At 63.7% G+C, this 13,909-nt stretch carries 14 protein-coding genes and 1 pseudogene; 8 read left to right on the top strand and 7 right to left on the bottom strand.

What is annotated here, in order from left to right; all coding sequences use genetic code 11:
• Nucleotides 1–2: 2 nt before the first annotated feature.
• On the bottom strand, nt 3–1,046 hold the full coding sequence (locus tag AB4079_RS02040) for a tartrate dehydrogenase (RefSeq protein WP_441785609.1): 1,044 nt from the start codon (nt 1,044–1,046) through the stop codon (nt 3–5).
• 122 nt (nt 1,047–1,168) lie between these two features.
• On the opposite strand from AB4079_RS02040, the gene AB4079_RS02045 reads away from it, so the two are divergent.
• Both AB4079_RS02045 and AB4079_RS02050 read left to right on the top strand, forming a co-directional pair.
• Entirely contained in the window at nt 1,169–2,449 is a 1,281-nt protein-coding gene (locus AB4079_RS02045; RefSeq protein WP_441785610.1) for an aspartate aminotransferase family protein, read from the top strand.
• 41 nt (nt 2,450–2,490) lie between these two features.
• Entirely contained in the window at nt 2,491–3,963 is a 1,473-nt protein-coding gene (locus AB4079_RS02050; protein ID WP_441785611.1) for an NAD-dependent succinate-semialdehyde dehydrogenase, read from the top strand.
• Nucleotides 3,964–3,984: 21 nt separating this feature from the next.
• On the opposite strand, the gene AB4079_RS02055 is transcribed toward AB4079_RS02050, so the two are convergent.
• Complete coding sequence (locus AB4079_RS02055; RefSeq protein WP_441785612.1) at nt 3,985–4,605, bottom strand: MBL fold metallo-hydrolase; 621 nt, start codon at nt 4,603–4,605, stop codon at nt 3,985–3,987.
• Nucleotides 4,602–5,234, bottom strand: coding sequence for a dihydrofolate reductase family protein (locus AB4079_RS02060; protein ID WP_441785613.1), 633 nt, complete (start codon nt 5,232–5,234; stop codon nt 4,602–4,604). Before AB4079_RS02060 ends, AB4079_RS02055 begins: the two co-directional genes overlap by 4 nt.
• A gap of 74 nt (nt 5,235–5,308) precedes the next feature.
• Between AB4079_RS02060 and AB4079_RS02065 the strand changes: the two genes are divergently transcribed.
• Both AB4079_RS02065 and AB4079_RS02070 read left to right on the top strand, forming a co-directional pair.
• The gene (locus AB4079_RS02065; protein WP_441785614.1) at nt 5,309–5,794 is read left to right on the top strand and encodes a winged helix-turn-helix transcriptional regulator; all 486 of its coding nucleotides are present in this window, start codon (nt 5,309–5,311) and stop codon (nt 5,792–5,794) included.
• 33 nt (nt 5,795–5,827) lie between these two features.
• Nucleotides 5,828–6,031, top strand: coding sequence for a hypothetical protein (locus tag AB4079_RS02070; RefSeq protein ID WP_441785615.1), 204 nt, complete (start codon nt 5,828–5,830; stop codon nt 6,029–6,031).
• Between the two features lie 115 nt (nt 6,032–6,146).
• Here AB4079_RS02070 and AB4079_RS02075 read toward each other — a convergent pair whose 3' ends face one another.
• On the bottom strand, nt 6,147–6,572 hold the full coding sequence (locus AB4079_RS02075) for a VOC family protein (RefSeq protein ID WP_441785616.1): 426 nt from the start codon (nt 6,570–6,572) through the stop codon (nt 6,147–6,149).
• Nucleotides 6,573–7,103: 531 nt separating this feature from the next.
• Here AB4079_RS02075 and AB4079_RS02080 point away from each other — a divergent pair.
• A complete protein-coding gene (locus tag AB4079_RS02080; protein ID WP_441785617.1) occupies nt 7,104–7,460 on the top strand; it encodes a GntR family transcriptional regulator in 357 nt (118 codons plus the stop codon).
• A 671-nt stretch (nt 7,461–8,131) separates the two neighbouring features.
• Nucleotides 8,132–8,425 (top strand): annotated as a pseudogene (locus AB4079_RS02085) (recombinase family protein); the annotation flags it as partial.
• 57 nt (nt 8,426–8,482) lie between these two features.
• Here the strand turns inward: AB4079_RS02085 and AB4079_RS02090 are convergent.
• The 3 genes from AB4079_RS02090 to AB4079_RS02100 are packed head-to-tail and all read right to left on the bottom strand — an operon-like array spanning nt 8,483 to nt 11,911.
• Nucleotides 8,483–9,922: an aldehyde dehydrogenase family protein gene (locus AB4079_RS02090; RefSeq protein WP_441785618.1), complete on the bottom strand. Its 1,440-nt coding sequence runs from the start codon at nt 9,920–9,922 to the stop codon at nt 8,483–8,485.
• 12 nt (nt 9,923–9,934) lie between these two features.
• Complete coding sequence (locus tag AB4079_RS02095) at nt 9,935–11,212, bottom strand: NAD(P)/FAD-dependent oxidoreductase (protein WP_441785619.1); 1,278 nt, start codon at nt 11,210–11,212, stop codon at nt 9,935–9,937.
• A gap of 24 nt (nt 11,213–11,236) precedes the next feature.
• Nucleotides 11,237–11,911: a haloacid dehalogenase type II gene (locus tag AB4079_RS02100; RefSeq protein ID WP_441785620.1), complete on the bottom strand. Its 675-nt coding sequence runs from the start codon at nt 11,909–11,911 to the stop codon at nt 11,237–11,239.
• A gap of 224 nt (nt 11,912–12,135) precedes the next feature.
• On the opposite strand from AB4079_RS02100, the gene AB4079_RS02105 reads away from it, so the two are divergent.
• Both AB4079_RS02105 and AB4079_RS02110 read left to right on the top strand, forming a co-directional pair.
• Nucleotides 12,136–12,822: a GntR family transcriptional regulator gene (locus AB4079_RS02105; protein WP_441785621.1), complete on the top strand. Its 687-nt coding sequence runs from the start codon at nt 12,136–12,138 to the stop codon at nt 12,820–12,822.
• Nucleotides 12,823–13,066: 244 nt separating this feature from the next.
• Nucleotides 13,067–13,861 (top strand): ABC transporter substrate-binding protein, encoded by a 795-nt coding sequence (locus AB4079_RS02110; protein ID WP_441785622.1) that lies wholly within the window; start codon nt 13,067–13,069, stop codon nt 13,859–13,861.
• Nucleotides 13,862–13,909: the final 48 nt, after the last annotated feature.

The following is a 13,909-nucleotide window of genomic DNA, read 5'->3' on the forward strand; positions in this document are numbered from 1 at the left end:
ATTCAGTCCGTCGAGACGAGAGACTCGATGATCGCGTTCGTCGCCTGCTCCGTGGTCGCGGTGCCGCCGATGTCAGAAGTCATCACCCCTGAGGCCAATGTCGCCTCGATAGCTGCGACGATCGCAGCCGCGGCATCGTCGTGTCCGAGATGTTCGAGCATCAGCGCACCAGCCCAGACCTGACCGACGGGGTTGGCGATACCCAACCCGGCGATGTCGGGTGCTGACCCGTGAACAGGTTCGAACATGGACGGGTGCTTGCGCCCAGGGTTGAGGTTCGCACTCGGGGCGATCCCGATCGACCCGACCATTGCGGCCGCCAGATCCGAAAGGATGTCACCGAAAAGGTTGGAGGCCACGATGACGTCATGACGGGAGGGGTGCAGGATCAGGCTCGCGGCGAGAGCGTCGATGAGCACACTGGTGAGCTGGATGTCGGGATAGTCGGAAAGGGTCTCCGATACAACCTCATCCCAGAACGGCATGGTGTGGATGATCCCGTTGGACTTCGTCGCTGATGTGATCCTGCCCGAGCGTGTTCCCGCAAGATCCGCAGCAAATCGAGTCACTCGTTCGATCCCCCGACGGGTGAACAGGGACTGCTGGTACGCGGCCTCCTCGGGTTGTCCCTGGTAACTTCGGCCGCCGACCGCCGAATATTCCCCCTCGACGTTCTCCCGCACGATGACAAGGTCCACATCACTCGCGTGCTTCAGCGGCGACTCGATTCCGGGCAGCGATCTGACAGGACGCAGATTCACATACTGGTCGAATTCGCGGCGGATGGGGATGAGCATCCCCCACAGTGTTTCTACGTCGGAGATGTCCGGAGCACCGACGGCGCCGAGGAAGATCGCATCAAAGCCGCCCAGCTTGTCGAGCGCGTCCACGGACATCATGCGGCCGTGCTTGACGAAGTACTCGGCGCCCCAGGTGAACTGGTGCCATTCGAGCCGAAATCCGAATCTTTCGCCGGCGATGTCGAGCACTCGTTGCGCCGCCGGCAGCACCTCCGTTCCGATTCCATCGCCGGGGAGAGCTGCCACTCGGTGAGTTCGCCGTGCCATCTTTGCCTACTTCTTGTCGGTGAGCCGGCCATTGCCCGGTGAGCCCGGTTCCTGTACTTTGTATGTTGTTGACAATCTACACAACTGTTTGGAGAGTTCCAATGGCGGCATTGAGCCCGATCCTCAAGCAAGCGACCCCGGTGCTCGTCGACCACGCATCCGGTAGCTGGATCTACGGAATGGATGGCCAGCGCTATCTCGATTTCACGACCGGGATCGGGGTCACCAGCACGGGACACTGCCACCCGCGCGTGGTCGAGGCCGCCAGGGCCCAAGTCGGCCAGGTCATCCATGCGCAATACACCACGGTCATGCACAAGCCACTGCTCGCGCTCACGCACGCGTTGGGCGAGGTGCTGCCCGAAGGGCTCGATAGCGTCTTCTACGCGAACTCGGGATCCGAAGCAGTCGAAGCATCACTGCGACTGGCGCGGATGGCGACCGCCCGGCCGAACATCATCGCCTTCCATGGTGGGTTCCATGGCCGAACTGTGGGGGCCGCGTCGCTCACGAGCGCCGGCACGAAGTTCCGGTCGGGTTTCTCCCCGCTGATGGGCGGCGTCCATTTCGCGCCGTTCCCGAACGCGTTCCGGTTCGGCTGGGATCTGGAGACCGCGATCGACTTCGCCCTCACCGAACTCGACTATCTGATGCAGACGCTCTCCTCCCCTCAGGACACTGCGGCGTTCATCATCGAGCCGGTCCTCGGCGACGGCGGGTACCTTCCTACGCCGCCGCGCTTCCTTGAAGGGTTGCGCGATCGTGCCACCGACATGGGAATCATCCTCATCCTGGATGAGGTTCAGGCGGGGGTCGGCCGTACCGGACGATTCTGGGGACACCAGCACAGCACGATCACGCCTGATGTGCTGATCACGGCGAAAGGACTGGCGAGCGGCTTCCCGATCTCGGCCATCGCGGCGTCGAATGAACTGATGGAGCTGGCGTGGCCTGGTTCGCAGGGCGGCACATACGGCGGTAACGCTGTCGCCGCCGCCGCAGCCGTCGCGACGCTTCAGGTGGTCAAGGACGAGGGGCTCGTCGAGAACTCCCGGCTACGCGGCGATCAACTTCGCCAGAGCCTCGACGAACTGCAGGCAACCCAGCCGCTGGTCGGCGACGTTCGCGGTCTCGGGCTCATGCAGGCAGTCGAGTTCGTGACGCCGAGCGGCGAGCCGAACCCTGTGCTCGCCACTGCTGTGCAGCAGGCGGCCATCGAGGAGGGACTGCTTCTGCTCACCTGTGGGCCGGCCGGGAACGTCGTCAGGATCGTTCCACCGCTGACGGTGAGCGCCGATGAGATCGACTCGGGCGTCGGCCGGCTCACTGCGTCCTTGCATACCGCGATGGCGCAAAGCGCCGCTGTGACCGTCGCTCGCTGAGTCTCCAACCCGAATCCCACATCACGCCAAAGGAAAGAACCATGACGACCGCTCAAGACGCACAGGTGATCATCGATTCACTGCAGCACCGGCTCTACATAGAGGGTGCATGGGAGGACGCCGCGAACGGGGCGACCTTCCCGGTGGAGAATCCCGCCACGAAACAGGTGATCGCCGAGGTCGCAGATGGATCGGCTGTCGACGCCGAACGGGCGATCAAGGCGGCCGGCGATGCACAGCACGCCTGGGGCCGCACATCGCCGAGGATGCGCAGCGAGATCCTGCGGCGAGCGTACGAGCTCATCGTCGAGCGGACCGAGGATCTCGCGGCCATCATGACCGCCGAGATGGGCAAGCCGCTTGCGGAAGCGCGCGGCGAAGTGGCGTACGCCGCCGAGTTCTTCCGCTGGTTCTCCGAGGAGGCCGTGCGCGTTTCGGGCGACTATACGACCAGTCCCGACGGCCGGCATCGGCTTCTCGTCTCGCGTACCCCGATCGGGCCGTGCGTACTCGTGACCCCGTGGAACTTCCCACTTGCCATGGGCACCCGCAAGATCGGTCCGGCCATTGCCGCTGGATGCACCATGGTGTTCAAGCCGGCAGCTCAGACTCCGCTGTCATCGCTGGCGTTGGTGGACATCCTCGAGGAGGCCGGACTACCGGACGGCGTGCTGAACGTCGTGACGACCACGGATCCGTCCGCTGTCGTTTCGACCTGGATGAACAGCGGTATCGCGCGAAAGATCAGCTTCACCGGCTCCACCGCTGTCGGGAAGGTTCTTCTTGCCCAGGCGGCGGAGAACGTGATGCGCACCTCCATGGAACTCGGCGGAAACGCCCCGTTCATCGTCTGTGAGGATGCGGACATCAGTGCGGCAGTGGATGGCGCGATCCTCGCGAAGCTGCGGAACATGGGTGAAGCCTGCACCGCCGCGAATCGTTTCCTCGTGCATCGCTCGGTCGCCTCCGAGTTCTCGACTCGTCTCGCAGAGAAGATGGAAGCCCTCCGCGTCGGTGACGGGTTCGAGGACGACACCCGGATCGGGCCGTTGATCGATGAGGCCGGACTGGGCAAGGTTCAGCAACTCGTTGACGATGCCGTGTCGAAGGGAGCCCGAGCGATCACGGGCGGAGCCGTTCAGAGCGGCGCCGGGTACTTCTACCCGCCGACGGTCCTGACCGATGTCAGCGCCGATTCGCAGCTCATGTCGACGGAGATCTTCGGTCCTGTCGCCCCGATCATCCCCTTCGACGACGACGACGACGCGGTCTCGATCGCGAACGACACCGAGTGGGGGCTCGTCGGCTACCTCTTCACCCAGGATCTCGATCGCGCCTTCCGGCTCAGCGATCGGCTCGAGGTCGGCATGGTCGGGCTCAATGCCGGGCTGGTGTCCAACCCCGCAGCACCGTTCGGCGGCGTCAAGCAGTCCGGGCTCGGTCGCGAGGGCGGACGAGTAGGGATCGACGAGTTCTTGGAGTACAAGTACCTCTCCATGCCCCGGGAAGCCTGAGTCCCCCTCCGTAAAGGTGCGTCAGACCGCCTTGGGCCGCCAGGGCTCGTGCTGGTGGGCCAGCCAGACCTCGGAGGGGTTGAGCTCGCGCACTCGGATTTGGCCCGGGGTCTGGGGGTCGTCGAGGTCCTGGTGCGTGATCGCGAGGTCGCCCACGATGACGACGGGTCGGTCGGCGGTCTCGACTACGACCATCTGGGAGCCTCTGGTGTGGCCCGAACCCGGGACGAGGCGGATCCCGGGCAGCAGCTCCACCTCACCCGCAACCGGCATGTACTGCAGGCCGGGAGCGTCCACCCAGTCGCGGATCGTGTAGTCCTCCAGAGTCAGGGCGTCGTCGAGCTCCTGGCGCTGGACATAGATCGGGATCCCGGCGTAGAGGTGGTTACCTCCGCAGTGGTCGAAGTGCAGGTGAGTGTTGACGACCATGTCGATGGTCGCGGGATCCAGCTCCTCTTCGGCCACTGGGAGGATGCGCGGGTTCATGTCATCGACCAGGGGATGCAGCTGGGTCATCCCGGTGTCGACGAGGACCTTCCCCTCGGGGTGCTCGACGACGTAGACGTAGACGGGCATCAGCTGATCCTCGGGCATGAGGTCGGCGACGTGTACCTGCCGCACGGTGATGGAGGGCGTCGTCATCGTGTGCCCGCGGTCGTCTCGTGCCGCCCCTGGCTGGACGGCGCATCCTGAGCCGAGCCGCGGAGGTCGAAACGCTGCATGGTGACTCCGTTTCCGAAGGACTTCTGCTCCATCGGGTGAAGGTCGACCGGCCGGTCGTAGTCGTCGAATAGTGGCCGCCCGAAGCCGAGGATGGAGGGGTGCACGAAGAGCAGCAGCTCGTCGAGCAACCCGGCACGCAGGAGCTGTGTGGCGAGGTCGGCCCCGCCGACGCCGATCCTGCCCTCGGTCCCGGCGCGCAGCGCGGCCAGCTGGTCTATCGCGTCGTCCCCGCCGATCACACGGGTGTTGAAGTCCGCGGTGTCACGCGCATGCGAGACGAGCACCTTCGGGATGGTCGTCCAGATCTCCCCGTAGTCACGCATGACCTGGGGCAGGGACGCGTCGTCGCGATTCTGCGGCCAGGCGGCCTCCATGATCTCGCAGAAGACCCGGCCCTGGACCATCATCGCCAGGTCGCGCGCCTGGGTGTTGAACTCCTCGTGCAGCGCCTCGTCGATGCGCAGCCACTCGCCGGCACCGTGGTCTCCCGGGACCTGCTCGATCTTCAGGTCGAGCGACACATTCATCCAGTAGACAAAACGACCCACCGGCGTCCTCCTCCTCAACCGATTGCAATTCACAACTACTATAGGGACAACCAAGCGACTGTCAAGGAGTACTCGTGGAACCTCGCTCTGGCTGTCCCGTCAACGCGGCTGTCGAGGTGCTCGGCGACCGCTGGTCGCTGCTGGTCCTGCGTGACGTGATCTTCGAGGACCGCCGCTTCTTCCGGGCCCTGCTCACCGGCTCGGCCGAAGGCATCGCGTCCAACATCCTCGCGGACCGACTCGTGCGGCTCGTCGACGCAGGGTTGCTGAGCCGTGGCACCGGCGCCCGGGGCCAGCGAATCCGCTACAGCCTCACCGAGTCCGGCATCCAGACAGTGCCGGTCCTCTGCGCCCTGGGCACCTGGGGACTCGACTGGCGTCCCGCCGGTAACGGTCTGCGACGAAGGCACGAGCTCCTCCGTGACCGCGGTCCGACCTTCGTCGAAGAGGTCATGGACGAACTGCGCGCCCGCCATCTCGGTGCGCCGGCTTCGACGGATAAGGGGCCTACCCCCCTCGAACAACTCGGGACCGCGGCTGCCGCGGAGGTGACCTCCTGAGCCGGGAAGCACGCCGGCCACGATGACGCCGTCGTGATCTCGGGAGACGGCGGCGGCACGGTCTCCCTGACCCTGCCGCTCCGAATGGTCCGCTGCAACAGCGCGGCGCTTGCGCAGCTCGCGGCAGAGCTGGACGCAGCAGCCTGGGACGACCTCTCCCCGCTCGACGTGACGATTGAGCACCTGCCGGTCGGGAGCAGGCATGAGCGTCACCTTTCACGCTGCGGCCCGCGCTAACCGAGCGTCGACACTACCTATGAAGAGAGTGAGGATGCTTTAAGGTCCTCTCCAGATTGGTGAGAGGGTGTCCTGGGATGGTGCAGCAGCCGCCTCCGCGGTGGCCTGTCAGGGACTACTGCAGGCAGAACTCGTTCCCTTCTGGGTCACGCAGCTGGTAGTAGTGCTCATGCACGGGTCCCCAACTCTGGTCGACGAGCCGGACGTTAGTAGCGCCGAGCGCTACTAACCTGTCTTTCTCCGCATCCAGCTCCTCATCGGTGGGAGGCCGCCCCTGCACGGCATGGACATCAATGTGCACTCGGTTCCGCCCGGCCTTCGGGCCCTCGGCGTGGTGGAAGAACAACCGCGGACCGGTGCCGTCCGCGCTCTCGACGAGTCCCCGCCTGTCCAATTGCTCCTCATTGAGCCCGCTCGCGAGGAGCATCTCACGGAACTCGCCATCGATCCGCTGGGGTGGGTAACGGAAAACCTCCGCCCAGAAGTCAGAAAGCCGTATCGGGTCGTCGGCGTAAAAGACGATGTTGCCCAGAGTCGCCATGCGCCCGTCCTTCCAGACCAGTGTGCGTCCGCAACGCCCGCTGATCTCAACCGTCAACGCGTCACGGGCTTGATTCGCTCCAAGTTACACGCCAGTCCCAGGGCCTTGGCAACGGTTGGCCGTCGTACCTCGCCGGAAATCGTCTTGCGCGGGACGCCTAACACTCAGCAAGCCGATCCCTGGTCCGAGTCTCGGGCCGATGCGTGCCGTCCCCTCGATCGCGTACAGTTCCGGTCGTATACCCTGGGCTGCTGAGGAGGTCCGCGTGCAACCTGAATTAGTCACTTCCCCCGACGCTGTAGACGTTGTCAGCCTTTGCTGGCGTCGCCTTGGTGACGCTCGCTCTGGGCTTATGCACCTAAGGCAATCCGGGGCGGCGCGAAGCGTTCTCGCGGGCTTGGTTCCGCTGACTGATCGGGACCAGACGGTGACCGCGGCTGCCGTTCCGGTGCCACGTCGCGCGGCAGCGAGAGAGCTCCGCCGGGACCCCGTCCTCCCAGGCGGGCCCGGGTCATCGGCGTCACAACACTCGTGATCTCCATCGACAGCGCCTCGGCTGTTCCTCCTTACGAACAGATTCGTCTGCAGTTTCAGCTTCAGATCACCGATGGTGCTCTCCTCGTCGGGGCGAAGCTGCCGACGATCCGGCACCTTGCATCCGACCTGGGTCTCGCGGTGAACACAGTGGCCCGTGCGTACAAGGAGTTGGAGAGCGACGGATTCGTGCGGACGCGAGGACGGGCGGGGACCGTGGTGGCTTCCTCAGCCGACGACACCAAGAACCGAGCCGAGGCTGCCGCGATCGAGTTCACCAGCCAGATGATGCGCCTCGGCATCAAGCCGAATGTCGCTCTCGAGCTAGTGGCCAAGGCCCTTCACGAAGCGTGATCGTCCCGCAGCGAGCGGCCGGTCAACGTATTGTCGGGATGCTTCGCTTCGGAAGCGTGGGTTGCGTTGCGCCAGTTCTAGCGACAGTTGATCTGGCTTCCGTCCTCATCGTCGTCGGCTTGGTCGCCCGGGGTATTTTCGGCGCGTTGCATATTGGCTATGGCCCGCCGTCGCAGCAGCGCTGCTGTTGATCGCAGGGATGATGCTTTGGCTGATCGCCGGCCTCGCCTACCGAAGAGCAGGAGCGACGCAAATCCGGTGAAGTACATCTTCCAATAAGTTCTGCCGTCGATATTCGTGATTCGCGGGCTTGGCGTACGCCTGATTGGTGGTGTGCGGGGATCCGCTGGCAAGATATTCGCTGGAGTCATCGTCGTGGTCCTCGGCGTGGCGTTCTCTTTTGTGTCGAGGTTGACTACCAAAGACCTTGGTTGGTGTGCGAGAGGGTCATCGGCCCCGCCTTCGGAACTCTGCTGAACCTCTGCACCGTCATAATCCGTTGATCCGGGACGAATCGTAGGGCGCCCCACCGGGGGCGCCCGCAAGCCGGTCCCTCACCGTGCGCAGTTCGACGCGGCTGCTCGTTGAGGCACGAGTTGACAGGTTCGATGTACGTAAGACCCGCACGATGAAATGCACGGTGATGGGACCATAACTGCACATCTGAATAGATGAAGATCGGCCACGCGCGTGTCTCGACGAACGAACAAGACCCCACCGCCCAGCGGGACGGGCTGGCCGTCCTCGGGGTGGATGCCGAGAACGTCTATGTGGACCACGGACTGACCGGCGCCAACCGAGCGCGGTCAGGTCTCCGAGAAGCGATGGCCGCCGTGCGTAAAGGGGACACCCTCGTCGTCACGAAGCTCGACAGGCTCGCCCGGTCCCTTCCCGATGCTCGCGACATCGCCGACGAGGTCGCGCGCAAGGGCGTCTCGCTGAGCCTCGGCGGCAGTGTCTACGACCAGCGGTTGAGGCCACCATCCGCCCCGTCGCGATGACGGGGCCGATCTTGTTGGTGCCTATACATTCACGATGATGCTCTTCGGCTCGGTCATCGCCTCCAACGCGAATCGAGCCCCTTCCCTTCCAATGCCCGAGTTCTTGAATCCGCCGAAGGGCATGGCATCGGAGCGGAGGTCACTCGTGCCGTTGACGATCACGGCGCCCGCAGTGATCTGCGCAGCAATCGTGTACGCGGTGCGGACCGATTGGGTGAAGAGGCCTGCTTGGAGGGCATAGTCGGTGCTGTTGGCCGCACGGATCGCCTCATCGATCTCGTCGAACGCCATGACCGTGACGACGGGACCGAAGATTTCCTCCGTGATGAGCGGTGAGTCCGAGCGGACCCCCGTGAGAACGGTCGGGTCGTAGAACGAACCCGTGCGCCGGCCTCCCACGTGGACGGTCGCACCCTGTGCCCGCGCATCCTCGACCCAGCTCTCGACACGGGTCGCTGCCGCCTCGCTGATGAGCGGCCCGATGTCCGTGGTGGGGTCGAATTTGTCGCCGACCCGGAGCCGACCGGTCTGCTCAACCACGTCAGCGAGGAAGCGATCGAACAGCGAGCTGTGGACGTAGACGCGCTGAACCGAGAGGCAGTTCTGGCCCGCGACGCCGAAGGCACCACGGATGACATCGTCGACTGCTACGGCAAGGTCTGCGTCCGCGCAGACGATCGTAGGGTTGTCTCCGCCCAGCTCCATCAGCATTTTTCGCGGACCCGAAGCGTCTGTGATCTTCCTCGCAGTGCTGGGTCCACCCGTGAACGAGACCAGCGAGATCCGATCGTCGGTGACGAGAGCGTTTCCGACCGCGGCGCCTCCGCACACCACTGCGATGCGCCCGGCGGGGACTCCCGACTCGAGGAGGGCGTTCGTGAGGGCCAGAGCGGTGAGTGGAGTGAACGATGACGGCTTGAGGACGACGCCATTCCCGGCCATCAGCGCAGGACCGATTTTGTGGGCGACCAGGTTCAAGGGATCGTTGAACGAGGTGATGGCGGCGACGATGCCGACCGGCTCGCGGGTGAACCAGCCGACCTTGCCGACTCCGTTACGACTGGCCTCGAAGGGAATCGTCTCGCCCGTCAGGAATGCGCCGGCTTCGGCCGACAGGCGCAGTGTCTCGACACAGCGACGCACCTCCCGCTCGGCCTCGGCCAGCGTCTTCACGCCCTCGGAGGCGATGAGCCGCGCGAAATCGTCTGACTGCGCCTCGACCAGGCGAGCCGACGCTTCCAGGGCTTCGCGACGAGCCCAAACCGGCCACGCCTGTTCCTCGAGCGACTCCGCGACTCCGGTGATGGCGCGAGTCACATCGTCTTTCGTCGATGAAGCCACGTGTCCGAGAACCCGGCCGTCTTGCGGATCCGTGACCGCCAGATTCAGTTCGGAGCGCTGCCACTCGCCGGCGATATACGCGCCGCCGGGAGCGAGCCTGACTTGTTCGCACACGTCCATCCGATGCTCCTTCTACTTCACGAAGTCGACGACTTTGGCACCGAGACCGATGAACGGCAGGAACCAGGGCGGTCCGAAATGTCCCGGGACCGGGGGGAACTTCAAGCTCTGCCACACTTCGGTGCTCGGCCTGCCCGCCAATCGCAAAGCCATCTGCTTGCCCATGTGGCTGGCCATCTGCACGCCGTGACCGCTGTAGCAGATGGAGTAGAACACGCCGTCGTGGGTGCCCGCGTGAACCATCTGATCCATCGAGATGTCAACGAGCCCACCCCACGTGTAGTCGATACGCGTCCCCGCCAGATAAGGGAAGAGGGTGAGCATCGCCCGCTGCAGGATCTCGGCGCTCTTCAGATCGGATTCCGGATTCGACAGCGCGAACCGCGCGCGGCCTCCGAACAGCAAGCGATTATCCGGTGTGATGCGGAAGTAGTAAGTGAGAAGTTTGGCGTCCGCTGCCTGACGGCGATGGGGAAGTATCCGGTCGACCACGTCCTGGGCGAGGGGCTCTGTGACGATGATGAAACTGCCCACGGGGACGACACGCCGTTGTAGCCAGGGGGTCAACGAGCCCGTGTAGCCACTTGTCGCCACCAGCACCTTGCTCGCCCTGATCACTCCCCTGGTCGTCTGGACGTCGTGAACCTCCCCGGAGATCCTGGAGAGCTTCATCGCCTTGGCGTCCTCGCAGATGACAGCGCCCGCTGCGACCGCCGCCTTGGCCAGGCCGTGGACGAATTTGCCGACGTGTACCCCCGCTCCAAGCGGGTCGACCATAGCGCCGTGGTAGAAATCCGTCCCGATCTCATCATGGATCTGCGACTTGGGGACGACCGAAACGTGATAGTCGGCGAGCTTGGCGAGGCTCTTCTGCGTGGCGTACATGCCCTGTAGGTGTGCGGGCTTGAACGCGAGAGAAAGCTTTCCGGACCGCTCGAAATCACAATCGATGTCGTTGTCCGTGACCAGGCCTTCCACGGTGTCGATGGCCCGGTTGTATTCCCGGAACATGGCGACCGCGCGGTCCTCGCCGTAGCGCTTGATGGCGGTGCCGAATCCGATCGCGAGCCCTGTGGTGGCCATCCCGCCGTTTCGTCCGGATGCGCCCCACCCGACGGTGTGCTCGTCGATCACGACGACCTTTGCACCGTGCTTGGCCAACTCGAGAGCCGCTGACAGTCCTGTCAGCCCGGCGCCCACGACCACGACGTCTGCGCTTTCCGGGACCGGGGTGCGCCGATAGTCGCCGGACGGCGTCGCAGTGTCCAACCAGTACGGAGTGAGTTTCACCAGGACCTCCTGTTAGTGCGCGGTTCAGATTCCGAGAAGGGAATTCAGTTCGTCAAGCGAATTGACCAACGTGTAGTTGTAGGCCGGGCTCTGCGGGTCGTACCCGCGGTCCAGCATGACCTTGTTCGTGAAGCCGAGATCATCGGCCGGCATCAGGTCGTAACGCGTGTGTGATGACACGTGCAGGAAGTCCTCCGGCGTCGCGTTGAGCTGGTCGACCATGTATTCGAAGGCCTGATAGCGCGGCTTGTAGAAGCCGGCCTGCTCGGCCGTATAGACGGCATGGAAGTCGGCCTCGAGCTTCGGAACGGACGTTTCGAGGAAACGCGTGTCGGCGTTGGAGAGGATCACGAGTTCGAAGTTCGCGGCCATCTTCTTCAGCGGTTCGACGACACCCGGGTGCGGACCCCAGGTGAGGACCGCGGCCGCAAGCTGCTCCCCGGCATCGGCCTGCACATCGAGACCCCATTTGCGGCACGTACGGGTGTAGGCATCGTGAAGAACCTCGGGGTAGGCGTAGTACGAGCCGCACACCTGGTCGTACCGGTACTTGCTGAACTGAGGAAGGAAAGTCTTGATCTGTTCCTCCGACAGGCGGTTGCCGATCAGCCGACGCGTGACGCTCTCGATCTCGAAATTGATCAAGGTGCCGTAGCAGTCGAACGAGACGTATTTCGGTCGAAAGTTCGTGTTTGGCATAACGTGTCCAATCTTCTGGCTCCGGGCTCTCCGAAGGGTCCCGGAGATCTTCCTGCAGTTCGTGATCAACATATCTTCAAATGTGCCGATTGTCGACAGTCGGCAACCGTTTGTTGACAGCATCATTGCATGCCAAGATAGAGAGCGGGGTCAGCTATGCCTGCGGCCTCGGCGGGCAGCCTGCGGGGGCGCCGCCTCAGCTATACCCGCGGTGGAGGTACGTGATGGCCGGTCTGAGCAATCTGAAGGCGCTCGAGTTGAGATCGACCGCTGACCGCATCAGCGACGAGCTGAGGCAAATGATCATCGACGGTACATTGCGGCCGGGCGAACAGCTCGGCGAGGCGAAGATCGCGGGCCAACTCGGGGTCTCCCGAGCCCCGGTCAGGGAGGCGTTGCAGCAGCTCGTACAAGAGAGGCTCGTGGTCGCCGCCAGGAACAAGGGGGTCTCTGTCGTGTCTTTCACTCCGGACGACATCCGAGAGATCTACGACGCTCGCCTTGCCATGGAAAAGCATGCAGCGTCCCAGATCGTGTCGGGGGGATCTGCAGCACGTTCGAGTGCAGCAAAACAACTGAGTCGGATTCTGCCGAGCCTCGCCGACGCCATCCGGGCCGGCGACAGACGCCAAGTCTCGGCTATCGATCTCGAATTTCACACAGGGCTGATCGCTGCTGCCGGCAACTCCCGTCTCCTGCATGCGTACACCATCCTTTCGGCCGAAGCGCTTGCATGCATCAACCGTCTTGAAATCGCCTATCCCGCCGGGCTAGACCTCGTGGCAGATCACGAGCATCTGATCGAGTTGCTCGTCGGTGGCAACCTCGACGAAATCCTTGACGCGCTCAGTTCGCATCTGAACGTCGCGGCGACCCGCCTCACCTCTCCTCTGCCGGCGGTCGGCCCCTGATCGCGCATTCCAGCAAATTGCAGTAATGCAAGTTCGTGGCAGATTGTCGACAATCTGCCGAGACCATGGTTTTATGTGAGTCACGAAGACGTCACTTGCCCCGGAAGGACGAACCATGAGATCCGCAAAAACCCTGACATTAGCCGCCGCAGGCGCCGCACTTCTCCTGGCTGTGAGCGGCTGTAGCGCCTCCTCCGGCGGAGATTCAGCCGCCGGGTCGAGCTCAACCGATGTAACAGCGGGTGTGAAGGTCGATCCGGCCGCCGCCAAGCTGCTGCCGGCCGCGACGAAGAAGGCAGGCGTGCTCACTGTCGCGATGGACCTGAACTATCCGCCCACCTCGTTTCTGGCCTCCGACAACGCTACGGCGATCGGATTCAATCCGGATTTCGCGCGGCTGATCGGCAAGAAGCTCGGCCTGAAGATCCAGATCGAGAACGTGTCATTCGATACCATCGTTCCGGGCATCGCGGCCGGTCGGTACGACTTCACCGCAACGGACATGAGTGCTACGCCTGCTCGTCTGAAGGTACTCAGCATGATCGATTACTGGGACGCAGGTTCGTCTCTGGTGGTCAGTAGCGGTAACCCGGCCAAGCTGAGCTTGGCCAACAATTCTCTGTGCGGCCACAGCATCGGTGTAACCGTGGGGTCGACACAGGCCGAACAATACATTCCGCTGATTTCGCAGAAGTGCGAGTCAGCTGGCGCGCAGCCCGTGAAGCCGGTCATTCTGCCGAACGTTCAGGATGCACTCACCCAGCTCGCGTCCAAGCGGCTTGACGGCGTCTTCTACGACACGAGCTCGCTCGGCTGGGCGGCGAAGAAGCAGTCGCAGTCGTTCGAACTGCTGACTCCGCAATACAAGAAGCAGACCGGAACCGATCTTGTCGCGCTCGGAATCGCCAAGGATTCCCCGCTGATCCCCGCCCTGCACGCTGCAACGCAAGCGGTCCTGGACAGCCCCCAATACAAGAAGGCGCTCAATAATTGGGGCTTGGGTGCCGGCGCGATCACGACAGCAACATTGCAGCAGTAGTCGTGTCTGTGAAAGCGCCCGCTATCGGTCGCACCAGCGAGATAGGGA

The organism is Leifsonia sp. 2MCAF36 (assembly GCF_052115525.1).
Taxonomy (GTDB): domain Bacteria; phylum Actinomycetota; class Actinomycetes; order Actinomycetales; family Microbacteriaceae; genus Leifsonia.

Excerpts from the sequence above, each read along its gene's own strand:
- AB4079_RS02045 (WP_441785610.1), top strand. The coding sequence starts at position 1,169 with ATGGCGGCATTGAGCCCGATCCTCAAGCAAGCGACCCCGGTGCTCGTC.
- AB4079_RS02050 (WP_441785611.1), top strand. The coding sequence starts at position 2,491 with ATGACGACCGCTCAAGACGCACAGGTGATCATCGATTCACTGCAGCAC.
- AB4079_RS02055 (WP_441785612.1), bottom strand. The coding sequence starts at position 4,605 with ATGACGACGCCCTCCATCACCGTGCGGCAGGTACACGTCGCCGACCTC.
- AB4079_RS02075 (WP_441785616.1), bottom strand. The coding sequence starts at position 6,572 with ATGGCGACTCTGGGCAACATCGTCTTTTACGCCGACGACCCGATACGG.
- AB4079_RS02090 (WP_441785618.1), bottom strand. The coding sequence starts at position 9,922 with ATGGACGTGTGCGAACAAGTCAGGCTCGCTCCCGGCGGCGCGTATATC.
- AB4079_RS02100 (WP_441785620.1), bottom strand. The coding sequence starts at position 11,911 with ATGCCAAACACGAACTTTCGACCGAAATACGTCTCGTTCGACTGCTAC.
- AB4079_RS02105 (WP_441785621.1), top strand. The coding sequence starts at position 12,136 with ATGGCCGGTCTGAGCAATCTGAAGGCGCTCGAGTTGAGATCGACCGCT.